The sequence below is a fragment of the Enterococcus sp. C46 genome (assembly GCF_040887565.1).
In the GTDB taxonomy this organism is placed as follows: domain Bacteria; phylum Bacillota; class Bacilli; order Lactobacillales; family Enterococcaceae; genus Enterococcus_B; species Enterococcus_B lactis.
Genome location: NZ_JBFOGA010000001.1, coordinates 442,712 through 467,330 on the forward strand (window position 1 = coordinate 442,712; position 24,619 = coordinate 467,330).

General features: G+C 39.3%; 24 protein-coding genes. 6 read left to right on the forward strand and 18 right to left on the reverse strand.

The annotated features are described in order from the left end of the window. Positions 1–27 precede the first annotated feature (27 nt). On the reverse strand, positions 28–567 hold the full coding sequence (locus AB3I27_RS02185; protein WP_002309361.1) for a DUF1273 domain-containing protein: 540 nt from the start codon (positions 565–567) through the stop codon (positions 28–30). Positions 568–630: 63 nt separating this feature from the next. On the opposite strand from AB3I27_RS02185, the gene recU reads away from it, so the two are divergent. Further along, the gene (gene recU / locus AB3I27_RS02190; RefSeq protein ID WP_002309362.1) at positions 631–1,278 is read left to right on the forward strand and encodes a Holliday junction resolvase RecU; all 648 of its coding nucleotides are present in this window, start codon (positions 631–633) and stop codon (positions 1,276–1,278) included. Then, positions 1,268–3,643 (forward strand): PBP1A family penicillin-binding protein, encoded by a 2,376-nt coding sequence (locus AB3I27_RS02195; protein WP_002309364.1) that lies wholly within the window; start codon positions 1,268–1,270, stop codon positions 3,641–3,643. Before recU ends, AB3I27_RS02195 begins: the two co-directional genes overlap by 11 nt. 16 nt (positions 3,644–3,659) lie before the next feature. Here AB3I27_RS02195 and nth read toward each other — a convergent pair whose 3' ends face one another. Next, positions 3,660–4,337: an endonuclease III gene (gene nth, locus AB3I27_RS02200; RefSeq protein WP_002309365.1), complete on the reverse strand. Its 678-nt coding sequence runs from the start codon at positions 4,335–4,337 to the stop codon at positions 3,660–3,662. Positions 4,338–4,343: 6 nt separating this feature from the next. After that, positions 4,344–5,042, reverse strand: coding sequence for a DnaD domain-containing protein (locus AB3I27_RS02205; RefSeq protein ID WP_002309366.1), 699 nt, complete (start codon positions 5,040–5,042; stop codon positions 4,344–4,346). A 267-nt stretch (positions 5,043–5,309) separates the two neighbouring features. Between AB3I27_RS02205 and AB3I27_RS02210 the strand changes: the two genes are divergently transcribed. Beyond that, positions 5,310–6,497, forward strand: coding sequence for an MFS transporter (locus AB3I27_RS02210; RefSeq protein ID WP_104760133.1), 1,188 nt, complete (start codon positions 5,310–5,312; stop codon positions 6,495–6,497). Positions 6,498–6,499: 2 nt separating this feature from the next. On the opposite strand, the gene AB3I27_RS02215 is transcribed toward AB3I27_RS02210, so the two are convergent. From AB3I27_RS02215 to AB3I27_RS02250, 8 genes are all read right to left on the reverse strand, one after another. After that, positions 6,500–6,943: a MarR family winged helix-turn-helix transcriptional regulator gene (locus AB3I27_RS02215; RefSeq protein WP_029743112.1), complete on the reverse strand. Its 444-nt coding sequence runs from the start codon at positions 6,941–6,943 to the stop codon at positions 6,500–6,502. Positions 6,944–7,092: 149 nt separating this feature from the next. Then, positions 7,093–7,380: a DUF5960 family protein gene (locus AB3I27_RS02220; RefSeq protein WP_002309371.1), complete on the reverse strand. Its 288-nt coding sequence runs from the start codon at positions 7,378–7,380 to the stop codon at positions 7,093–7,095. 232 nt (positions 7,381–7,612) lie between these two features. After that, a complete protein-coding gene (locus AB3I27_RS02225; protein WP_002348029.1) occupies positions 7,613–8,965 on the reverse strand; it encodes an NADH oxidase in 1,353 nt (450 codons plus the stop codon). 270 nt (positions 8,966–9,235) lie between these two features. Next, positions 9,236–9,682 carry a Fur family transcriptional regulator gene (locus tag AB3I27_RS02230; RefSeq protein WP_002289542.1) on the reverse strand — a complete coding sequence of 149 codons (447 nt, stop codon included), beginning with the start codon at positions 9,680–9,682 and terminating at the stop codon, positions 9,236–9,238. A gap of 240 nt (positions 9,683–9,922) precedes the next feature. Further along, the gene (cysK, locus tag AB3I27_RS02235) at positions 9,923–10,849 is read right to left on the reverse strand and encodes a cysteine synthase A (RefSeq protein WP_002309374.1); all 927 of its coding nucleotides are present in this window, start codon (positions 10,847–10,849) and stop codon (positions 9,923–9,925) included. A 142-nt stretch (positions 10,850–10,991) separates the two neighbouring features. Further along, positions 10,992–11,885 (reverse strand): glucosaminidase domain-containing protein, encoded by an 894-nt coding sequence (locus tag AB3I27_RS02240; protein ID WP_002309375.1) that lies wholly within the window; start codon positions 11,883–11,885, stop codon positions 10,992–10,994. Positions 11,886–12,131: 246 nt separating this feature from the next. Continuing rightward, complete coding sequence (gene tkt, locus AB3I27_RS02245) at positions 12,132–14,129, reverse strand: transketolase (protein WP_002309376.1); 1,998 nt, start codon at positions 14,127–14,129, stop codon at positions 12,132–12,134. Between the two features lie 101 nt (positions 14,130–14,230). After that, positions 14,231–14,482: a DUF896 family protein gene (locus tag AB3I27_RS02250; RefSeq protein WP_002309377.1), complete on the reverse strand. Its 252-nt coding sequence runs from the start codon at positions 14,480–14,482 to the stop codon at positions 14,231–14,233. Positions 14,483–14,628: 146 nt separating this feature from the next. On the opposite strand from AB3I27_RS02250, the gene lexA reads away from it, so the two are divergent. After that, positions 14,629–15,252, forward strand: a complete 624-nt coding sequence (lexA, locus tag AB3I27_RS02255; protein ID WP_002309378.1) for a transcriptional repressor LexA — start codon at positions 14,629–14,631, stop codon at positions 15,250–15,252. 177 nt (positions 15,253–15,429) lie between these two features. Then, entirely contained in the window at positions 15,430–15,648 is a 219-nt protein-coding gene (locus AB3I27_RS02260) for a hypothetical protein (RefSeq protein ID WP_002297436.1), read from the forward strand. Positions 15,649–15,869: 221 nt separating this feature from the next. Here AB3I27_RS02260 and AB3I27_RS02265 read toward each other — a convergent pair whose 3' ends face one another. The 7 genes from AB3I27_RS02265 to obgE form a co-directional block, all read right to left on the reverse strand. After that, complete coding sequence (locus tag AB3I27_RS02265) at positions 15,870–16,382, reverse strand: adenine phosphoribosyltransferase (protein ID WP_002295813.1); 513 nt, start codon at positions 16,380–16,382, stop codon at positions 15,870–15,872. Between the two features lie 13 nt (positions 16,383–16,395). Next, on the reverse strand, positions 16,396–18,693 hold the full coding sequence (gene recJ / locus AB3I27_RS02270; RefSeq protein ID WP_002344196.1) for a single-stranded-DNA-specific exonuclease RecJ: 2,298 nt from the start codon (positions 18,691–18,693) through the stop codon (positions 16,396–16,398). 141 nt (positions 18,694–18,834) lie between these two features. After that, positions 18,835–19,278 carry a lipopolysaccharide assembly protein LapA domain-containing protein gene (locus AB3I27_RS02275; protein ID WP_002309380.1) on the reverse strand — a complete coding sequence of 148 codons (444 nt, stop codon included), beginning with the start codon at positions 19,276–19,278 and terminating at the stop codon, positions 18,835–18,837. Beyond that, positions 19,279–20,067, reverse strand: coding sequence for an SDR family oxidoreductase (locus AB3I27_RS02280; RefSeq protein ID WP_002309381.1), 789 nt, complete (start codon positions 20,065–20,067; stop codon positions 19,279–19,281). Next, entirely contained in the window at positions 20,064–21,005 is a 942-nt protein-coding gene (gene rnz / locus AB3I27_RS02285; protein WP_002313806.1) for a ribonuclease Z, read from the reverse strand. Before rnz ends, AB3I27_RS02280 begins: the two co-directional genes overlap by 4 nt. A gap of 184 nt (positions 21,006–21,189) precedes the next feature. Beyond that, positions 21,190–21,777, reverse strand: coding sequence for a hypothetical protein (locus AB3I27_RS02290; protein WP_002309384.1), 588 nt, complete (start codon positions 21,775–21,777; stop codon positions 21,190–21,192). Positions 21,778–21,941: 164 nt separating this feature from the next. Next, positions 21,942–23,255: a GTPase ObgE gene (obgE, locus tag AB3I27_RS02295; RefSeq protein WP_002313807.1), complete on the reverse strand. Its 1,314-nt coding sequence runs from the start codon at positions 23,253–23,255 to the stop codon at positions 21,942–21,944. Positions 23,256–23,543: 288 nt separating this feature from the next. On the opposite strand from obgE, the gene gap reads away from it, so the two are divergent. Next, positions 23,544–24,554 carry a type I glyceraldehyde-3-phosphate dehydrogenase gene (gene gap, locus AB3I27_RS02300; RefSeq protein ID WP_002309387.1) on the forward strand — a complete coding sequence of 337 codons (1,011 nt, stop codon included), beginning with the start codon at positions 23,544–23,546 and terminating at the stop codon, positions 24,552–24,554. The last annotated feature ends 65 nt before the right edge of the window (positions 24,555–24,619 follow it).

Below are 24,619 nucleotides of genomic sequence, written 5' to 3' on the forward strand. Positions count from 1 at the left end.
AAGTTGATAAATCAAACACAATATCGATTATTCACTAAAATTTTGAAGATCGTCCATGCTGATCAGCCGAATTTCGTAGGGATGATCCGCTTGGTAATTCTGTGCATCTTCAAAAAAATACTTCGTTTTCCCAGGGAATTCTTCATCATAGATCAGCAGACAGCCTACTGTATGTTCAAGTATAAAACGAGTATGATTCTTTAGCTGACTAGGTGATTGGTAGGGTTGATGGCTAACAGCTTCGACATAATCTGCTAATTGCTCTGCTAATTGTTTTTTCTCTTGGTTCCCTTCATTCCAGTTATTACCAAAATCAGCAAAAGGATACAAAATACCAATGGAAAGTTCCGGATATTCTTCTTTCAATTCCGCTACTGTTTGCACGGTCCATAGTTCAACGCCCAAATTCCCACTGACAAGTACCCATTCCACCCCTTCTTCTGCTAACTGGCGGAGTTCCCTTTTTAAAACATTTTTAACAACTTGGATTTTAGGGTCATTTTCTTTAAAAACACCGAGTTCGAAACTTCGATACCCAGACACATAGATTACTTTTGACTTATCCATCTCAGATTCCTTTTCTTTCTATCTGCTTTTTTGCTATAATGTGGCCTAGGAGTGTGATTAAAGATGGTATTGCGCTATCCAAACGGCCAACCTTATTATAAGAATGCCTCTCCCGTCGAAAAAATTCAAGAAAAAAGAAAACAAATCACCGAATTCGGCAATCGGGGGATGCGCTTTGAAGAAGCAATCAATGAAAGTAATGAGTATTATCTTTCCCGCGGGTTGGCAGTTATCCATAAAAAGCCTACCCCTATCCAAATCGTGAAAGTAGACTATCCTAAGAGAAGCGCTGCTGTAATCAAAGAAGCCTACTTTACCCAAGCCTCAACCACAGACTATAATGGCGTCTATCGAGGCTTTTACTTGGACTTTGAAGCAAAAGAAACCAAGAACAAAACATCGTTTCCCTTTAAAAACTTCCATGCCCATCAAATCGAACACATGAAAGCATGCCTCGAACAAAAAGGAGTCTGCTTTGTCTTATTATGGTTTTCGACATTGAAACGCTGTTTTTATTTGAATAGTGTTCATTTGATTGCTTACTGGGATGCTCAAAAGGAAAAAGGACGCAAATCACTGCCTTTATCATTGATCGAAGAACTAGGAATAGAGATCAAAACTGGTATTTCTCCGCGGATTCCTTATTTGGACGCGGTTGACTTCTATTTATCAACATTATCTATTGAAGGAGAAAGCAAGAATGGCAAATGAACAAACTAGAAGCTCTAGACGACAGAAACAGCCTACTCCTAAAAAGAGTGTGAAGAAGAATTCTGGCAAAGGTTCTGGGAAGACTTCTGGACCACATAAAAAAGGATTATTTATTAAAATCCTTTTAGGCATCCTCTCGTTTTTCTGTATCCTCTTTTTAGCAGGTGTAGGACTGTTCTGGTATTACGCAAAAGATGCACCCGAATTGACAGATAAAAAATTGGACGCTACCGTATCTTCCAAATTATATACACAAGATGGCGAATTATTCGAAGATCTAGGTGCGGAAAAGCGAGAAAAGATTTCTGCAAATGAATTACCGAAAACATTGGAAGATGCGATCGTGTCAGTAGAGGATCGGCGTTTTTATAAACATATCGGGGTTGACCCTATTCGGATCATCGGTTCTGCCCTTTCTAATTTCACCTCTGGCGGTCTACAAGGCGGAAGTACTTTGACACAACAATTGATCAAACTGTCCTTCTTCTCCACCAGCGCCGAGGATCAGACCCTGAAACGTAAGGCTCAAGAAGCGTGGATGGCTGTAAGATTGGAACAGAAAAAATCGAAACAAGAAATTTTGACCTACTACGTAAATAAAGTGTACATGTCAAATGGTTTGTACGGGATGGAAACAGCTTCTGAGATGTACTTTGGTAAGAAACTATCAGAACTTTCTTTACCACAAACAGCATTGCTTGCTGGAATGCCGCAAGCCCCTTCTGCCTATGATCCTTATGTTTATCCCGATCAGGCGAAGAAAAGACGAGATACTGTTTTGTATACGATGCTTCAAAACGAAAAAATCTCTCAAACAGAATATGATCAAGCTGTCAATGTACCGGTAACGGATGGTTTGCAAGAGCTAACTCAATCTGATGACAACACTAAGATCGTCGATAATTATGTCAAAGAAGTCATCAATGAAGTACAAGAAAAAACAGATAAGAATGTCTACACAGACGGTTTAGAGATTTATACGAATTTGGATCTGGATGCTCAAAAGAAACTATATGATATCGTCAATACGGATCAGTATGTCTCTTATCCAGACGACGAGATGCAAGTTGCCTCCACGCTTATCGACACAAATACTGGGAAAGTCAAAGCCCAGATTGGCGGGCGTCACATCGCAGAAGACGTGACTTTAGGCAACAACTTAGCAGTGAATACTTCCCGTGATTTTGGTTCTACGATGAAACCTGTCACAGATTACGGACCAGCTTTTGAATATTTGAAATATTCTACTGGAAAAACTATCACTGATGCGCCGTATAACTATGAAGGCACTTCTACTCCTGTAGGAAACTGGGATAATCAATATATGGGCACCATTACTTTACGCCAAGCACTTTACTTATCCCGTAATGTTCCAGCAGTCAAATTATTCAATGAAGTCGGTTCAGATAAAGTGGCTTCTTTCTTAAAAAATCTTGGGATCGAATACAGCACGATCCATCAATCGAATGCGATCTCTAGTAATACGGAAGAACAAGATGGGACAAAATACGGAGCTTCTTCCTTAAAAATGGCAGCAGCCTATGCGGCTTTCGCCAATGGAGGAACCTATTACAAACCTCAATATGTTAATAAAATCGTCTTCCAAGACGGTACAGAAGAAACTTATGAACCTGATGGAAAAACAGCCATGTCTCCAGAAACAGCTTATATGATCACAGACATTTTAAAAGATACAATCACTGAAGGTACTGGTACGAATGCGCAAATCGCTGGGTTATATCAAGCCGGTAAGACCGGAACATCAAATTACACAGATGACGAATATGCGAAACTTGGTATTTCTTCTGGTGTATATCCAGATATCCTATTTGCGGGCTATACACCAAATTATTCGATTTCCGTGTGGACAGGTTACAACAAGAAAATGACACCTGTCACTTCAGAATCGTCACACGTGGCCTCTGATGTTTATCGCGAGCTTATGCAATATGTTTCAGCTAACGTGACAAATACAGACTGGGAGATGCCAAGCGGTTTGATTCGTGTGGGCGGTGAACTGTACTATAAGGATCAATATACAGTGAAATCAAATACAGTTGCGCCATCAACAACTATTCCTTCTTCCAGCTATGTCCAGGCTCCTGAAAGCTCAACAACAGAGACGACGACTCAAACTAGCTCTACTAGTCAAAGTGAATCAACCGCTGAGTCCTCAACAGAAAGCACGACAGCAGAGACAAGTGAGCCAGCGTCATCAACGACGGTTCCTTCTTCTTCATCTGAAGAAAGCTCGACGCCGTCTTCATCTACTCTTCCTTCTTCCAGTGAACCAGCAACTAGCGAAGCGGATGCTGCAAATGACCATACACCATCCAGTAGCACCTCAGCTTCTGGAAACAGATAGAAAAAAGAAACCACGTCTACAGGCGTGGTTTCTTTTTTAGCGTCTTTTCTTTTAGGCGCATCCGATTTTTCCCATCTTGACATATTGATAGCAAAGGACACACCTCACACTTAGGATTTCTTGCTGTACAATGATATCTACCGAAAAAAATCAGTGTATGATGTGTCTTTACCCATAATTCTTGCGGCACTTTCCGCATCAGTGTTTCTTCTACTTCCATGACCGAGGCATCTAGTTTGCAGATCCTCAGTCGTTTTGAAACACGCTCAACATGGGTATCTACTGCGATTGCTGGTATCCCGAATGCATCTCCTAATACGACATTTGCCGTTTTTCTGCCCACGCCAGGAAGAGACATCAATTCTTCTCTTGTCGTTGGTACTTGTCCGTCGAAACGTTCAATCAGCTGCTGCGCACACGCTTTGATATTTTTTGCTTTGTTACGATACAAACCAATCGTTTTTATTTTGAGGATGATTTCATCGATTGAAGCATCTGCTAATGCATCAGGTGTCGGGAAGGAGGCAAACAAATCTGGCGTTGCTTTATTTACTGATACATCTGTCGCTTGGGCACTTAAGATCACTGCAATCAATAACTCAAATGGATTATTGTGTTTCAGTTCTCCGTGTGCTTCTGGGAACATTTCATACATCGTTTCTAGAGCTTCCATCGTCTTTTGTTTGCTTAACATATTCTGCTACTCCTCCAACCAATTTTTCAGCGAAACTTTTGGCAATTCTTCTTGTTGAGTCGGCTGTTCTACTTCTCTTTGAAGAAGTTGCTGTTTCCTTCGTTTTTGGTCTTCTTCTACTTGCTGTTTTGTACGTAGATTTTTTCTTTCCCACGATAGCAAAATGCGGTCAATGTAATTAAAACTATAAGCCTGATTCAATACGGCTTCCCGTAGTGCTAGCTTCAAAATTTCCGGCTGATAATGGTCTTCTTCTAGCCATTGACCAATCCGCTGGAACTCGATCGAAGAAAGCGGGCGTCCAAATTCTTGTTCAAATAATTGATACACTGACTGGATTTCTTTTTCTTGTATTTTTTCTTCGTATTTTTTTTCTTGTGTTTTTAAATACTCACCTAATTGATCATAAATAGGGTAAAGATTATATCGATCTGCTTTTTTACCATTGACAATCGTCGTTTCTATCTTGATAAATCCATTTGTTACGAGACGATCCAGTATTTGAAAAATCTGGTCTTGTTTGATTCCCATATCTATAGCAATCATCTGCAAATCAGGGAAAGTATCTCCTTCAAGCTGTGCCATGTGCAACTGTAGAACAAATAAAAATTCTTCAGATTGCAGACCGATCCTATGATAATTTTTAAGTAAAAGATTAGATATGACTGTTTGTCCAGCGCTTAAGTATTTTTCTAAATTCAACATGATTTCTCCTCCGCTCAATCACAGTATACGTAAAAAAAACATGGGAAGCAAGAACAGGTTTCTTTTCTATTGCTTCACTGATCGGTCAGATTTATAGTGTCGTCTACTTGATTTTTGTTTGTTTATGTTTTTGATGTGCATTTTCACTTTTCGGAATAAATAAGTCAAGTAGATTTCGCTGCTCCTCATAACGTTGACAAGGAAACAAAATTACTGTACACTTTTTTTGTTTCCGAGTTAACATTATTGTATAAAGGAGTTTTTTAAATGTTCAGTTTCACAAATAAACATTCTAAAGTTTTTGGATATATTTCTGTCTTATTCACTGGATTAGGATTTACTATCGTCAGTCCTGTACTTCCTTTTTTAGTGCTTCCTTATTCCCACTCCGCACATCAGCAAGCTTTCTATATCACTTTGCTCATGTCTGTTTATGCTCTAGCTGCCTTCTTATCTGCCCCCATTCTCGGTAGCTTAAGTGATCATTTCGGGCGTCGTCCGATCCTTATTATCAGTTTATTAGGATCAAGTATTGGATATTTGATTTTTGGTTTAGGAAATTCGATATGGATGTTGTTCCTTGGTCGTATCATTGAAGGATTGACAGCAGGAGAAATCTCCACCTTATATGCTTACTTTGCCGACATCACGGAACCTAATGAAAGAACCAAAGTTTTTGGATGGATGGGTGCTTTAGTCGGTATAGGAACAACGCTTGGTCCTATTATAAGTGGTCTATTAGCTGAATTGGGAAATTCTGTTCCTATATTTATTGGAGCACTCTTTACTTTCTTAAATGCCGTTTATGGCTACACATTTATGCAAGAAAGCCTTCCAATAAAAAAACGTTCAGTAGATTTAAGTTTCTCCCATGTAAGACCTTTTCACCAATTACAACAATTATTCAAGATTTCATCCGTTATTCCTTTATTGACAGTCGGTTTTGCTGTTTGGTTAGCGGCTGGCTCTCTGCAATCTATCTTTTCTCAATTTTCGATTGACACCTTTCAGTGGAAAGCGGGGTTGGTTGGTTTAAGCTTCTCTTTGATTGGAATCTTGGATATTGTCTCGCAATTATTCATTATGCCTCGATTGCTCAAAAAATTTTCAGAACAGCAGATCACAAGAATAGGAATGTGCAGTGAAATCCTCGCCTATCTATTCATCACATTATCTGGAATTCTTCTACTGCCGGTTTTGTTTTTATTTGGGATTATCTGTTATGGTTTCGGCGATTCTATTTTTACTCCTGTATTCAATGGCCAACTATCCAATTCTGTTTCAGAAAACCAGCAAGGTCTTGTAATGGGCGGTACCCAAAGTATACAATCTCTATCGCGCGTCATCGGCCCGCTAATCGCAGGACAGCTTTATGCCGCAGCACCAGTTCTTCCGACGATATTCGGGTTTTTGCTTATAATCTTTGCCTATTATTATTACAATATAAAACATTAGTTTCATTTGCTACTCCGTATAAATTCTCTGTATCGACCGATAAAACGAAATACTGTGTCAAATTCTTCTTTTGACATATTTTCAAATACAGCAGCATCTCGCTGGACCCATTTTTGATGTAGTTGCTCGTGTCTATTCTTTATTTTTTGTCCGATTGGCGTCAATTGAAAATAGATTTCTTTTTTATTCTCTTCGCTTTGATAAGTGTTTATGATCCCTCTGGCTATCAGTTTTTTTGTTAGCTTACTGATGGCTCCTCTAGTCATATAACTAGCATTCGCTAATTTTGTCACGTTAGGATCAGGGATTTTCCCGATATGTTCAATCACTTCTAGTTCATTTAGCGTAAATCCTGCAAATTCTTTTTCCATTTCTGGTTTATTACGATGAATAATCTCATTAGCTAAATCCAGATATTCTTCTATTAGCAGCTGTCTTTTATCCATTTCTACACCTTCTTTTTCTTTCATTATATTATTTTTTTGTTTCCTAAACAACAAAGTTAAAAGGATTTTTGTAGTAAAAAAGAGAATGAAATCAAGAAAAAAGGGGTTTGACAAAAATGTCATAACCCCTTTTTCCGAATAAACGGTGTTTAAACATCATCTTCTGTTTCTAGTTCATACGGCTGTCCTTCATATGTGTACTCCGTATTCAACGTGCCGTCATTTTCATCTGAGTAGATACGCCGACTGAAAGGAAAACGATGAGAAGCATTATCTTTCGCATCTTCTGCTGGCATCGTATAATATTCCTCTTGTGTTTCATTCAATTGAGAGAGCACTTGCTCCGCCAACTCATCTATATTGATCGTCGACTCCTTCGCAACATTTTTATAATCTTCTAAAAATGCATCTTGTTGGACAAAATATTCTTTATTCATCTTCTTTCTCACCTTTCTTTTCAAGTTCAAGTAAAACTGCTTGTTCTTTTACGTAACAACTTTATCTTTGTTGCTTATTGTGACAAAAAATGCGAAGAAAGACAACTAATTGTACTTTTCACAAAAAGACGGAGGGTCGTGACAAAAAATACGTCACAACCCTTTTTCCAAAATAAACGGTATTTAGTCAAAACTAAACAGCTTTTTCCTAACCGCTCTCGTCTGTCTTTCTTTATTGTGCTGTTTCGATTTCGCCTAGCGCTGCTTGTGCAAGTAGGTTCAAGTAATTCCAAGGACGGTCAAAATGTGGTTGGAAGAAGAAGTCTGAAAGAGCAAGATCTTCTACAGTCATTTTATTTTGAACAGCTAAAGACATAGTATTTGCTGATTGCGTAATGTCGTATTTAGACATGAACTGAGCACCAACGATACGATTTGTGCCTTTTTCATAAACTAACTCCATCATTACTTTTTCGGTAGTCGGCATGAACTCTGGACGATAATTGTCTTCAAATACCGTTGCTTGGACTTCTAGATCGTTCAATGTTGCGCTTTCTTTGGTCACTCCTGTCGAGCCAATCGTCCAGCCAAAGAGATAAAGTCCTGAAGTTCCTTGAGTCCCACGATACGCCATTTTATGCTCTGTCAAGTTATTTCCTACAAGCAATCCTTGGCGCACGGCATTTGTTGCCAGAGGAATATAGTTTTGTGTGCCACTTGGATTGTAGTTGACTACTGCTGAATCTCCAGCGGCAAAAATATCTGGATCACTTGTTTGCATGTATTCATTTACTTTGATTGCCCCGTTTGGCAGTGTCTCTACTTTTCCTTCGATCAGTTTTGTATTTGGACGGAAGCCCACACATAAAATGACCATATCTGTATCAAATGTATCTGTTGGTGTAGCTACTTGTTTCACTTTTCCTTCTTCATCTGTGATGAATTCAGTAACATTTTCACCTAATGCAAGAGTGACACCACGGTCTGTCAATTCTTTTTCTAGGATATCTGTGAATGGTTTATCTAGATATTTGTTCAAGATGCGATCTAACCCATCAATCAATGTTACTTGTTTTCCAGATTCGACAAAAGCTTCGACTAATTCAATACCGATATACCCACCACCAACGATTACTACACGTTTTGCTTCTTTCGCTTGTGCAATGATTTCATTTGCTTGGTTGTAGTTTTTGCATAGGAGTACATTTTTTGCATCAATTCCACTAATCGGTGGGATGATAGGCCATGAACCAGTTGTCATTACTAATTTATCATAAGAAACCGTTTCTGTTACTCCTGTTTTCAGATCTTTTGCCGTCACTGTTTTGTTTTCTGTATCGACGTCTGTTACATCGTGTTCCATTTTAACTGTTGCTCCTAATGAAGATAATTCTTCAGGGTTTGAGTAGAACAAGCCTGCTGGGTCTTTTACTACTCCGCCGACATAAAGTGCGATACCGCAAGATAAGAAAGAAATATTGTCATTTCTTTCATACACTGTCACTTCTGCTTCTGGATGATTTTTTAAAATACTTTTTACAGCTGCAGTACCTGCATGAGTACAGCCAATTACTACTACTTTCATTTATGGTCCCTCCGATTAACATTTTGTCCTTCGACAAAATTACTATAACAGAAATAAAACGGATACAACAGTTTAATGCTTGTGAATTCACAAAGGTTTATTTGTAGTTTTACTCATTTACAATCATAGAAATCCATTGTTAGCAAGATCCTCATTGTGATAACATTCACTTTAACGTTTGTCCTTGTGAATAAAAGACAAAAAAATAAAAAAAGCTAGCGTTTTTTTACGTAGCCAGCTTTTTTAAGTGTAACACTTGTAGAAACTGTTTTACATTTGTGCCTTTTTTGCTGATTCTTTACAGTCTGGACAAAGTCCATACAATTCCAACCGATGTTCGTTAATCTCAAAATCAGTCAGCCTACTCGCAGCCATTTCTATATCTTCTAACCCTGGGTAATGAAAATCAACGATCTTACCGCAGTTTTCGCAAATCACATGATAGTGCCGCTTTGAGCTGAAATCAAAGCGACTAGAAGCATCGCCGTACTTCATTTCTTGAACAAATCCAATCGAAGTAAACAGACGAAGATTGTTGTAAACGGTCGCAACACTCATGTTTGGGAAACGATGTTCAAGTGCTTTATAAATCTCATCAGCTGTTGGATGGGAATGATGTTCAATCAAATATTCTAAAACCGCATACCGTTGAGGTGTGATTCGAATGTTCTCTTTTTTTAACTTTTCGATAACCTCTTCGACTAACTTATTTTCCATGTAAACACCCCACGTTGTTATTCTCGTCTTATCATACTATTTTTACATTTTAAAATCCACTTAACATGAAAAGAAAATTCAATTTTATTGTATTTTAATGAAAAAAAGACGTAAAACAGTCATGTTCACCATTCTACGTCTCTATTCAACTAACTCTTTTCTTATCATAGATTTTTGTGTTTTCTCTTTTCATCTGTAAAAGCCTTCCACATAAACCTATTTATAGAGAAACAAGTTTACTTACATTTCTTGGTAAAGGGCTGTAGATAAATAACGTTCACCATTGTCGGGAACGACTGCTAATACCTTTTTGCCTTTCCCTAGTTCTTTTGCGACTTTTAATGCGGCAGCAATTGCAGCACCAGATGAGATACCAACTAAAATCCCTTCTTTTCGTCCGACTTCTCTAGCTGTTTCCATCGCTTCGTCACCAGTCACGGAAAGGACTTTATCATATACAGAGGTATCCAGTGTTTTAGGGACAAATCCTGTACCGATTCCTTGGATCTTGTGAGGACCCGCTTCTTTTCCTTCTAAAATGGCAGATTCTGCCGGTTCTACCCCTACTAATTCGATTTTTGGATACACACGTTTTAATTCTCGGCCAGCACCAGTGATTGTCCCGCCTGTCCCGATACCTGCGACAAAAGCGTCCAATCCATTTACTCCAAAGGCTTGATGAATCTCTGGACCAGTCGTTTTTTCATGTACAAGAGGATTTGCTTCATTTTCAAATTGTAATGGTAAAAAGTAGCCATTTTCTTTTGCCAAACGTTCTGCTTCTCTAATGGATCCAGAAATACCATCCACACCAGGCGTCAGAATCAACTCTGCGCCGTATCCTTTCATCAATAAACGTCTTTCGATACTCATCGTCTCAGGCATCACGATAATGACTTTATATCCTTTCGCGACTCCTACCATCGACAATCCGATTCCTGTATTTCCGGAGGTAGGTTCAATGATAGTATCTCCTGGTTTCAGTAATCCATCATGTTCCGCTTTTTCTATCATACTTAGAGCAATCCGGTCCTTTACACTTCCTCCTGGATTAAAAAACTCAAGTTTCACAAATACATCTGCTGAATCTTCTGGTACGAGTTTATTTAATTTGACGATTGGCGTTTTACCAATCAATTCGGTGACTGAGTTATAGATAGCTGTCATCTTCAATTCCTCCTTGTCTTTGCTCTTCCCTACTTATCATAATACAATCTGTTCATTTCTGGCGAGTGATTCGTCTTTGACTAGTAAAAAAAAAAGACAAAGATATACCAGATATGGTCGTTTCTTTGCCTTTTTATCTAAATCACACGTTTAATTCTTGTCCGACTAATAAAGAATAACTGGACATGGACATGCCGTTTTTCGCCATTAGATCATCAACAGACATGCCAAATTTTTGTGCAATATCCCATAGCGTATCTCCTGATACAACTGTATATGTTTGACTACTATTTGTATCCGTACCTGTTGTCGACGATGATGATGACGTTGAAGTCGTCGTAGTAGTTGTTGTTGTTGTACTTGTAGTTGTTGTTGTCGCCGAACCAGTTGATGGTGTATCAAAACGGGTTAAATTATAAGTATTAATCAATGAGTTCAATTTGGTTCCATAATCTGGATCAGTAGCGTAACGACCTGTCAAGTACGCTGTTGCATCATAAAAACTTGTTGTATTGCTTTTCCATACACCAGCATAATGATAATCGCCTGTTGAAAAACTGGTTGAACGAAGAACATTTGCGTGGTCTTGGAAGGATTCCCAATAAGAAGAATATTTTCGGAATGGTTCATTCATCGTTACCCATTGTCCGTTTACATATTCTTTGGTTGCCATATAAACGACCTGTCCGTTATAGCTTCCTTTTACACCGAACAAATTATAATTGGGCGCACTAGCTAATCCGGAAGTACCATATGCACTTTCCAACAACGCTTGAGCGATCATGACTGAAGCATACAAGTCATTACTTGCAGCAACTTCTGATGCAGACCAGCCGATTTGATCGATAAACGCTTGAGGATCAGCAACTGTTTGAGATCCTTGTTCATCTGCATGAACACTTTGCGGTACCGCTGTAACCATCATCGGCCCAACTAAAAGACTCGTTCCAATTAAAGGAGCAATCGCTTTTTTATTGATCACCATGTTTCTTTTAGGTCTATGGTGTCGGGCACTGCGGGTCTTCAGCTCTTGCATTCAAATTCCTCCTCAAAATAAAAAAACTTACTAAAAAGTTCTCTTCTTAAAACAAACTTAATTAATTAAATTATACTTTTAATTCTCAAGAAACACAAACTAATCCGAAGAATTCTTTGTTTTGTCATTTAAATGTAATATAAAAGAAAATGAAAAGTAACATTGATTTATTCTTACCACCACATAAAAAACAGCTGCCTCCAACTTGCAGACAGCTGTCTTTATCATTCAAACAATGATTGGTGTCTATGATAATTGATTGTACGTATTCACAACATTTTCTACTGTAAATCCAAACTCTTCTAAAATTTTAGCACCAGGAGCAGATGCACCGAAATGATCGATGGTAATCGTTGTTCCTTCTGTACCCACATAGCGTTCCCATCCGAATGATGCAGCAGCTTCGATCGCCACGCGTTTCTTCACTGCTTTAGGAAGTACGCTTTCTTTGTATTCAGAAGATTGTTTTTCAAACAGGTCGAAGCTTGGCATAGAGACAACAGAAACATCTTTCCCGTTTTCTGCTAATTCTTTTTGAGCTTTCACGGCTAAATCAACTTCAGAACCAGTTGCAATCAAAATACCTTCTGGTGTTTCTCCTTTAGCTGGAGAAAGAACGTATGCGCCTTTTTTGACCATTTCATCTGCTACTTCTTTTGTAGAAGGCAATACAGGAAGGTTTTGGCGGCTCAATACAAGGATAGTAGGCGCATCAGTAGTCTCCATCGCCACTTTCCAAGCAGCACGTGTTTCATTTCCGTCTGCTGGACGAATCACTTGGACACCAGGCATGCAACGAACAGAAGCTAATTGTTCAATCGGTTCGTGTGTTGGTCCGTCTTCTCCGACAGCAACGGAGTCATGTGTCAAAACGTAAACAACAGGCGTATGTTGAATCGCTGCTAAACGAACAGCTGGTCTTAGGTAATCGACAAAGACAAAGAATGTTCCGCCATAGATACGAGTTCCGCCATGAAGTTGGATACCATTCATAGCCGAAGCCATCGCAAATTCGCGAACGCCAAACCAGATGTTACGTCCTTCATAATGTTCAGGAGTAAAATCTTTATCAGCAGCTACCATTGTATTATTGGAACCTGATAAATCTGCTGAACCACCCCAGAAACTTGGTATAGCTTTCGATAATTCTTGGATGACTTCTTTACTTGAAACACGGCTTGCTTGACTGCTTCCCACTTCATAAGTTGGCAATTCTGCATCCCAGTTTTCTGGCAGTTTTCCATCAAAGGCATCTTCAAATTGTTGTGCTAATTCAGGATAAGCTTTTTTATAATTGGCAAACATTTCATTCCACGCATCTTCAGCTTTTTGTCCTTCTTCTATCATTGTTTGATGGAAGCGGGCAGCTACTTCTTCGGGAACAGTGAAGTCTGGATAATCCCATCCGTAAACTTCTTTAGCCATCTTGATACCATCTTCACCAAGAGGAGCACCATGAACAGCAGATGTTCCTTCTTTAGGAGCACCGTAGCCGATGACTGTTTTTACTTCGATCAACGTTGGTTTATCTGTTTCAGCTTTTGCTTCTTCAATCGCTTTAGAGATTGCTTCTAGGTCATTTCCGTCTTTCACTAAGATATGTTGCCAGCCATATGCTTCATAACGAGCACCAACATTTTCTGTGAACGCTTTTGAAGTTGGACCATCTAATGAAATATCGTTTGAATCATATAAAACGATTAATTTACCTAACTTCATATGACCTGCCATCGAACTTGCTTCTTGAGAGACTCCTTCCATCAAGTCTCCATCCCCACAAATTGCATACGTATAGTGATCCATTACGTTGAAGTTTTCTTTGTTATAAGTGGCTGCAAGATGTGCTTCTGCCATCGCCATACCAACAGCCATTGCAATTCCTTGGCCTAATGGGCCTGTAGTAGCTTCTACACCATCTGTATGATGGACTTCAGGATGTCCCGGTGTCTTAGAATCCCATTGACGGAATTGTTTCAAATCATCAATTGTCACTTGATAGCCAGCTAAATGAAGTAAACTATATAACATTGCTGACCCATGTCCTGCTGAAAGAATGAAACGGTCGCGATCAGCCCAATTTTTCGATGTCGTTGGATTTACTTTCAGGTGTTTTGTCCATAACGCATATGCCATAGGTGCTGCGCCCATCGGCAATCCAGGATGTCCTGAGTTTGCTTTTTGGACTGCTTCAATACTTAATGTACGAATTGTGTTAACGCCAAGTTGGTCAATTTTGTCAAACAAAATAACCCCTCCTATTAATTTAGGTTTTTTTTACCTTTATTTCTTACACTCTCATTCTATAAGATGTCAAACGAAAAAGCAATCATTTTCAGTATTTTTTACTAAAAGTTGTCATTTCGGTTGTGTAAGCCTTTTTTCTTTTGGATTTCTTTTAATTTTTCCGGGGTCACGTCATTGCCCTCAGGATCGACGATTTTCATTCCTTCGATATGATGACGCATACCGGAACGAAAAGCTTCCAAATACTCTTTGCGCAAGTTGATTTGTTCTTGTTCTTCGGCTTTCGAGAGACCATTTTCCTTCTTTTTACGTGCAAGTTCATTGATCCGCTCTATTTTTTCAGGTGACAGCATGCTCAGCCCTCCTTTTACTCTCCTTCATATTATATAAAAACTGAAAAAAAAACAACTAGATAAACTAAATAAAATACGAACATTCGTTTGATTTAGCGCTTTTTATATGGTACTATTTATTTATCAAGTGAAAGAAGGTGTACCTTGTGGCCCGACAAACTGAATCAAGACAAATTGAAGTCTTACGTTATATCCATGAACAAGTAACCCAAAAAGGATACCCGCCAACTGTCCGTGAAATCGGGGAAGCTGTTCAGCTTTCTTCTACTTCTACTGTTCACGGTCATCTTGCACGGCTTGAAAAAAAAGGGTTTATCCAAAGAGATCCGACGAAACCTCGTGCAATCGAGTTGACAAAACAAGGTTTAGAAAAGATTGGGATTCGTCCAACAACTATTCCAGTACTTGGCGTAGTAACAGCTGGAGAACCAATTTTAGCAGTAGAGGATGCTTCGGACTTCTTTCCGATCCCTCCTAATCTTTCTTCTGAAGAAGGCAGTCTCTTTATGCTGACGATTCGTGGAGATAGTATGATCAATGCTGGAATTTTGGATGGCGACAACGTGATCGTTCGGAAGCAGGAAACTGCACAAAACGGTGATATCGTCATTGCAATGACTGCAGAGGATGAAGCGACTTGCAAACGATTCTATAAAGAAAAAAACTACTTCCGTCTTCAACCTGAAAACGACTTACTCGAACCAATCATTTTAGATCAAGTATCTATATTAGGACGAGTAGTAGGGCTTTATCGTAGTCATATCTATTAATTAGTACTAAAAAAGAAATTTTTTAAAACCGAGTTTGAGACCATTGTCTCAAACTCTTTTTTCGCCCAAGTTCTTCTTCTTTCAAATTTTTATCGCTTCCCTCTTTACAAACCGAACAAATATTCGTATACTAAATATACGAACAATTGTTCGCATAAATTAACGAGGTGAGAATTCATGAAATCAATGAGACGTCTTGGCTTAGTATTAACTGTTTTGTTTTTAGGTATTATTATTGGTAATTTCGGCATACGTCCAGCTTTACTTGTGTTTGTTCCGTTATTTACTTTGTGGTTCATGTTGTGGGATGAAAAGAAGTACCGTCAATCTGAGCGGCGCAGAATTCATGAAGATCATTTCTATCATGAACCCTACTACAGATCCAGGCAATCATAATGAGGATTGACTGCTAATTGTTCAAAAGACAAAAAGTTAAACTTTTACGAGGGTGTGACAAAAAACGGTCACATCCTTTTTTTCGAACTTTTACTGGACTTTGACTGGCCCCATTTATAAAAAAATAGCGACCCTCAAGCGTCAGAGTGCCTATCTGACTTTTGAGGGTCGCTTCAAAATCGCTTCTTTATAAATTATAAATCATAAATCGCTTTTTCTGCTTAATATTCCATTAATGTAATAATGTCGTATCCTTTGATTTTGTCGCGTCCATGGAGATCCATCAATTCGATTAAAAATGCGCAGCCTACGACTACACCACCTAATTGTTCGATCAGTTCGATTGTCGCTTTGATCGTTCCACCTGTAGCCAGCAAATCGTCACAAATCAGCACACGCTGACCTGGTTTAATGGCATCCTTATGCAATGTCAATGTATCTGTTCCATATTCTAATCCATAAGTCACTTCGATGGTTTCTCGAGGTAATTTTCCTTTTTTGCGGACTGGTGCAAAACCAACTCCTAACTCATAAGCAACAGGACATCCTACGATGAACCCACGTGCTTCTGGTCCAACTACCATATCAATTCGTTTTTCTTTTGCATAATTTACGATTTGCTTCGTAGCTTCCCGATAAGCATCACCATCTGCCATCAGCGGGGAAATATCTCTGAACACAATTCCTTTTGACGGATAGTCGGGAATACTGGCAATATAATCTTTTAAATCCACTCTTTGTTTCCTCCTAGGTTGTTAACCATTTCTTTATGGTAGGAATATCGCTCAAAAGCAAAAATTCCTCAACTTTGATTTTATTTAGCCGCCGCTGGTATAATTTGCTCTCAGTCAAAGGATGACTTTCTGGGCTGGCGACTTTTTGTAAAACACCGTTCTCTATTGTAACAAATTTCAATTCAAAAAACACCTGTATCATAAAAATTAATAATTTTTCAGGGATACGCAAATATTGAGCTACTGCTTTTATTTTATGACGTATATCTATTCGTTCTTGAGAATGGATCAATTTAAACAATTTGGCGTACTGTTCTCTTGTGCCTACCCCATTCAAATAAGCCTCATCAGGTGAAATCCCCATCAGATAAACACGATTGAATGAATAAGACCCAAAGACTTCTTTCAGCTTTGCTAAATCATCTGGACAATCCATAATAACCAGAGATTTCGGTTTTCTTTTTTCAATTACTGCTTGTATAAAGTCCATTCCTTCGAAAACAATCGCCGTTTCTTGGATGCTCTCCGGCACGAATTTCAACGTCGAAGAATCAAAAGCTAAATAAAGACTGTCTTCAGATGTTCGGCTCTGTTCACGGAAACGTTTTGCCCGCCAATCAAATACCTGCAGACCACCTACTGCAAAATCAGATACCATCAGTTGTGGTTTCTTACGTCCATTCCATTCATTGATCGAAAGCTTTCCTACTACATCTACTAGATTATTCAGCAGTTCTTCTTCTTGAGTTCCAAAACCAAAAGCGACCGCATCAAGCTGACTAGATTCATCGGAAAGGACAAATTTCAGATGCTGTTGGTTTGCTCCGATTTTTTTGACATTCGCTACTTGGACTTGCCGAAATAAAAATTGAGGTAAAGGATTATCTGTACCAAATGGCGCTAATAATTTTAGTTCATCAATACGCTCTACTGTTACTTCATTCGGAAGTAGCACTTCATCAATTCTTAATTCAGGTCCTCTTGTCAAATCGATTTGACGATCGACTATATATTGGTTCATCTTCTCCTGTAGTATTGTGACATTTTCACTTGGCATCGTTAACCCGACTGCTGCATGATGTCCTCCAAAATAAGTAAATAGATCCCGCATCTGGTCAAGCATTTCAAAAAGGTTCAAGGCTTCAACACTACGTCCAGAACCTTTAGCTGATCCGTCTTCTTTTAAAGTAAGAACAAGCGTTGGTTTACCAGTTTCGTTCATTATTTTTCCTGCAACAATACCTAAAACACCTTCATGCCATCCTCGGTTTACCAATAGATGGATATGATTCTCCTTATTGACCATTGCTAATGCTTCTTCTGTTATCTGCTCTACGATTGCTTTTCTTTCTTCATTGATTTCATTCAATTTTTTTGCTTGAATGGATGCCTCTTCTTCGTCAAACGTTGCAAGCAATGAAACGGCAGGTCGCGGGTCACCCATTCGACCAATGGCATTTAGTCTGGGCGCAATCGAAAAGCCGATCGTTGTTTCGTCTGCATCCCTCATTTTTATGCCGCTTTCTTCAAACAGCGTCTGAAGTCCTATTCGTTCTGAATGATGGATGGCATCGATTCCTAATGAAACAAGGATTCGATTCTCATCAGTCAATGAAACTAAATCGGCGATTGTTCCTATCGCTACTAAATCCAAAAATTCTGCAGGTGGTTCTTCCAACAATGCAGAAGCTACTTTGAATGCTACTCCGACTCCTGCCAGATCTGGAAATGGATATTGCCCCGCTGGATGACGAGGATGAACAATCGCATAGGCGTCTGGTAATTTCTCAGGTAGTTCGTGATGGTCTGTAATGATCACGTCTACACCAGCTTGCTGAGCATATGCTACTGCATCATTTCCTGCTACCCCGTTATCAACAGTGATAATCAACTGGATGCCTTTTTCGATCTTTTCTTGGTATACCGATCGATTTGGTCCATACCCGTGCTCAAATCGATTTGGCAAAAATACTTCTACTTCTGCGCCAAGTAATTCCAGTGTTTCTTTCATTACCGTTGCACTGGTGATTCCGTCTGCATCATAATCACCGTAAACGAGGATTTTTTCTCCACTGATTACAGCTTCTTGTATTCGACTGATTGCTTTATCCATATCGTGCATCAGATACGGATCATGTAGTTCTTGTTCCTTTGGATGTAAAAATCGGTTGATATCCTCTTCCTCATGGTAACCTCTTTGCCACAGTAACTTACCGACAAATGGAGATAATTTCAGTTCACGGATCATTTGGAGAAAGGATTCAGAAGGCTCTGTCTCGCTTAACTTCCAATCAAAATTTGCTTGTCTCACTTTCTCACTCCTAACTTAGTTATTATAGCAAAGGAAATCAGCAAAAAAAAGCAGAAAGAAAGAATAAAAATAGATCAGATCCGCTAGACTGATGTTCAGCAGGACCCGATCTTTTATACGACCATTTATGAAATATCCCTATTAGTCAAAATAATTGAAGCTTTGTTTTGGCACTTGCGTTTTTTGTTCTTCCGGCGCTTTCAATTGACTGATTTGTGTTGTTTTCGCTTGTAATTCCGCCTGGTAAGCAGCTTCCAACTCCGCGCGTTCGTTTCTAAACTCGCGTTGCTGTTCTTCTTTTGCTTCTTCAATTTTCTTTTGCAGATCTGTTTGGTATTCTGATATTTCCTGAGTCAGCTGCTTGATTTGCTTTTTTTGCTGCCATAGTGTTGCCGAAGCAGTCAAGAATACGATCAGTGCACCAATCAGCGCAGAACCGATGATCACTAAGATCAACGGTGCAGAAAAGGAAGTGAAGCCAAAACTTACAGGGACATTTTTATTGTTCAATACAGCAAAAAGAACAATAATCAAAACTAAGATAAATCCAAGAATCACATTGCTTTGCTTTTTCAATTCCTCCACCTACTTTTTGTTAAAAATTCCGCTGGCTAAATAATCACCAATCGTTGGAAACAGCGTATAAAATTTTGATGCAACTTCTAAAATAAACGGTTGATTGATTTCCCGTTTTGGATGTCTCATATTGCGGACAATCATTTTTGCCAACTTAGTAGGTTCTAAAACGATTTGCCCGACTTTTTCCAAATAGCTTCCGCTTGGATCAGCCTTGTCAAAGAAATCTGTCTCGATTGGACCTGGATTTACTGTCGTAACAGCTACACCAAGTGGTTTCAATTCTAATCGCAAGGCGTTGGAAAAGCCAAGGACTGCAAATTTCGTTGCAGAATAAACCGTTGATTTTGCAGTTGCCATTTTCCCAGCCATTGAGGCGATATTAATAATATGTCCTTGTCTTCTTTCTGCCATATTGATCGCAAATTTTTGTGTCAAAACCATCATTCCTAAGATATTGACTTCAAACATATCGTACGCTTTTCCGAGATCGAATGTAAGGAAGTCCTCGAAAATACCAAAACCAGCATTGTTTACCAGAATATCGACACGTCCAACTTCTTCCATTACTTTTTCATATAGTTCATCCACACTATAAGGATCGCTGACGTCTACTTTGAAAGCATAAGCCTCTTTGCCACTCAAGCGTCTGCACTCGTCTCTGACACCTTCTACAAATGCCATTCTTCGTGCGCAACTTATAACGATTGCTCCTTGCTTTGCTGCTTCATAACAGATTTGCGCGCCTAGACCACCTGAACTACCTGTTACTAAAACAACTTTATCTTCTAAATTCATGCCTCATCCTCCTCACGAAATGGTATCTCAATGCTATCAAAATCTTTCATGATCGTTGTGTTTTCAAACACTTCTTTTGCTTCTTTTTCAAGCTCTAGAGCTGCTTTTCCTAAATATCTTGCACTGATATGAGTAAGCAACAACCGTTTTGCCTGCGCTTCTTTTGCTACTTCAGCAGCTTGATGAGTCGTGGAATGGAAATAGTTATGCGCCATTCTTGCTTCATCTTTATTAAATGTGCTTTCATGTACCAGAATATCACTGTTTTCCGCAAGCACAACAGAATTATGTGTTTTTCTCGTGTCCCCCAAAATAGTCACGATCCGCCCTTTTTTATTTGGGCCTACGAAATCTTTTCCATTGATCGTCCGACCATCTTCTAGTTGGATCGTTTCCCCTTGCTTTAGCTTGCCGTACAGTGGTCCAGCGGGAATGCCTAATTCTTTCAGACGATCCACCTGCAATTCTCCTTTATGATCATGTTCAACCACACGATAACCGAAACTGTCGATTCCATGATTTAGTTTTTTTGCATAAACAGAAAATTGCTGATCAGTAAAAATCGGGTCTGTTTCATTTAACTCGATGAATTTCAGCGGATAACTTAACCGTGTTTGCGAAATGCCTAAAGAGACTTTTATGTATTCCTCTATCCCTTTTGGCCCGTAAATCTCTAATGGCGTATCCCCACCTTGAAATGAACGGCTGCTGATGAGTCCGGGAAGCCCAAAAATATGATCGCCGTGTAAATGTGTAATGAAAATTTTTCCGATTTTTCTCGGACGGATAGTCGTTCGCAAAATCTGCATTTGCGTGCCTTCACCACAGTCGAATAACCAAACTTCATTACGTTCGTCTAAAAGTTTCAATGCTATGCTTGTCACATTTCTATGTTTTGCAGGAACACCTGCGCCTGTTCCTAAAAATTGTAATTCCATAATCTACCTGACTTTCTTTAAGTTCCTCTTTAATTTTAGGGGAAAAAGATAGGATAATCAACCGTAAGTCGAGAAAGGCTTCAAATAAAAATAATGTTCTTCTGTGATAACGTTTTCTTTAAACTCCTTTAAACTCCATTGTAAAAACAGCAGCGAATCCTTTTGAGATTCTCTGCTGTTTTTATTAATTTGAAGATTCGGAACTCTCATTGTCATCGGAAGATTGCGGATGTTTGTCCTCCCAAGTCTTTTGGGCAGCTTCTTTCGCCTGCTTTTCGGCTTCCTTCGCATCATGCACATCTTTTTCGACATCTTCATAATCCAAACGGGTGATTTCTCCGCCTAATTCCATCATCACTAATTGATTCAATGGACGATTGTCTTCTTCATCCGCAATCAAAATCAGTCCTGTAGCTCCTTCACCGATTTTATTTCCTACAAAGTCGAACACAGTCTGAGCATCTTTTATTTCTTTTGCATCTTGTGTCGCACCGATCATCCCTCCAGCAAACCATCCTAATAGAATCCCTAGCGGCCCACCTAATACGCCAACCAACATACCAATCAACCCACCAGTAGAAGATTTGTTATTACCAGTAAAGTCGATAAAATCTTCTATTTTGAATTGATGGGTTCCATTGGGATCATGGCTGACAACGGCCATCTGTTCTCCTTTGATCGAACGAACAGCATGGAGTTTTTTGATTTCTGAAAATGCCTGATATGCTTGGCTTTCTACTTGAAAATTTAAAATGATTACTCGCTTGCTCATTGAAAACGCCCCTTTCATACCTTCTTGTTATTTATTTTACCTTTAATTGTAAAATAAGAAAAGAAAAGCACTCTTTTCTACCTAATAAAAAAGGAGAATGGCCTCAGCCATACTCCCCTTAGATTTGAATCTATATTTTTTGGTATTTGTTTTTATTTGTTTGCCTATTCGACAAATTCAAATTCAAATTCACCGATACGGACAAGGTCGCCATCTTTCGCCCCACGTGCTCGAAGTGCCTCATCCACACCCATACCACGTAATTGACGAGCAAAACGCATTACCGTTTCATCATGATCGAAATTCGTCATTTGGAATAATTTTTCGATCTTCTCACCGGATAAGATCCACGTTGCATCTGAATCACGATTGATCTGGAACTCAGGACCTTCTGGATTGAATCCATAGTGTACAGTTTCTTCTTCCAGTTCTTCCTCGTACAATGGGAATTCTGGCGTTACTTCTAACAAGTCTGCTGTAGCATTCAATAACGCATCCAATCCTTGTCGAGTCACTCCAGAAATTGGAAATACTGGGATATCATCAGCGAATTCGTCTTCTTTTTCCTTGTTCAGCTGTTCTTTGAATTTCACTAGGTTTTCCTGTGCATCCGGCATATCCATTTTGTTAGCCACGATGATTTGCGGACGCTCTAACAAGCGTAAGTTGTAAGTAGATAATTCTTTGTTGATGGCAAGATAGTCTTCGTAAGGATCTCGTCCTTCCATCCCACTCATATCGATCACATGTAAAATAACTCGCGTTCTTTCGATATGACGAAGGAATTGTGTACCTAGCCCAACACCTTGCGAAGCTCCTTCAATCAACCCTGGCAAGTCTGCTGCGGCAAAACTTCTGCCATCACTTGTAGTAACCATTCCCAAGTTAGGGACTAGTGTCGTGAAATGATAAGCGCCGATCTTTGGACGAGCAGATGAAATCACAGATAGCAAAGTCGATTTTCCAACAGATGGAAAGCCTACAAGCCCAACGTCTGCCAATACTTTCAATTCCAGTTCGATTTTTCGTTCTTGTCCTGGTTCCCCGTTTTCAGCAATTTCCGGTGCAGGGTTCCGAGGAGAGGCAAACCGAATATTTCCTCGTCCGCCACGTCCCCCTTTCGCCACAACTAGTGTTTGACCATTTTCAATTAAGTCTCCTAAAAGAGCACCAGTCTCTGCATCTCGGACAGTGGTTCCTTGCGGTACTTTCACATAGGTATCTTCTGAACCACGGCCGTGCATCCCTTTACTCATTCCATTTTCACCTGGCTGCGCTTTGAAATGGCGATTAAAACGAAAGTCCATCAATGTACGCAAACCTTCATCGACGACCAAGATGACATCACCGCCACGACCACCGTCTCCACCAGCCGGTCCGCCGTCAGGAACGTATTTTTCGCGACGAAATGCAACCATTCCGTCTCCGCCCTTGCCAGCTTTCACATCGATCGTTACTTGATCTAAAAACATGGACATAATTAAGTCCTCCTATTATTCAATTTATTTATTTGACTGCCTGAATTTCCACAATAAACAAAAGTCTTCCTTATTTTATCGGTGAAATCTGTTTTTGTCTATCATTTCAGCAAAAAGATTGATTGCCTTCTTCTTTTTTTATTATTTGGTAAGGTTTCCAACCATTTTTCTGCTATCGAGTATAATTTTTTGACAAAATATGCTTTGCGTAGCAGAATAACAGTGTATTAATTGTATTAATTGAGGATGCCGTTTCATAGCACCCCTAATAAAGGAGGAACTTTTGATATGACAGTAAAAGTAGGTATTAACGGATTTGGGCGTATCGGCCGTCTGGCTTTCCGCCGCATCAAAGAAGTATCAGATGATATTGAAGTAGTAGCAATCAACGACTTAACAAGTCCAACTATGTTGGCACAATTATTGCAATTTGACTCTACTCACGGTACTTATCCTGGCACAGTTACTGCAACAGAAGACTCAATCGTAGTGGATGGCGAAGCAACGCGTGTTTATGCAGAACCCGACGCAAGCAAAATCCCTTGGGTAAAAGAAAACGGTGTAGATATCGTACTAGAATGTACTGGTTTTTATACATCTGAAGAAAAAGCAAAAGCACATTTAGATGCTGGTGTCAAACGAGTAGTTATTTCTGCCCCAGCTGGTGCAATGAAAACCATCGTCTATAACGTCAATGATGATACATTAGATGAAAACGACCGAATCATCTCAGCAGGTTCATGTACAACAAACTGTTTAGCACCTATGGCTTATTTCTTGAATAATGAATTTGGGATCGAAGTTGGTACAATGACAACAGTCCATGCCTACACTTCAACCCAAATGCTGTTAGATGGACCAGTAAGAGGCGGTAATTTACGTGCTGCTCGTTCAGCTGCTGACAACACTATTCCACATTCTACTGGTGCTGCAAAAGCAATCGGCTTAGTTATCCCTGAGTTACAAGGAAAATTACAAGGACATGCGCAACGTGTTCCAGTCGTTGATGGTTCATTAACTGAATTAGTTTCAGTATTGAAAACCAAAGTAACTGCTGATCAAGTAAATGAAGCAATCAAAAAACACACAGTTGACAATCCTTCATTTGGGTATGATGACCGTCAAATCGTTTCTAGCGATGTCATTGGCACAACTCAAGGTTCGATCTTTGACCCAACCCAAACAGAAGTAACAACTGCTGGCGATTTCCAACTTGTCAAAACTGTTGCATGGTATGACAATGAGTACGGATTCACTTGCCAAATGATTCGCTTACTAGAAAAATTCGCTAACTTGTAATTTAATAAATCAAACAATAAAACAAGCCTTTGACTGGGTCTAGTCAAAGGCTTGTTTCTTTTTAT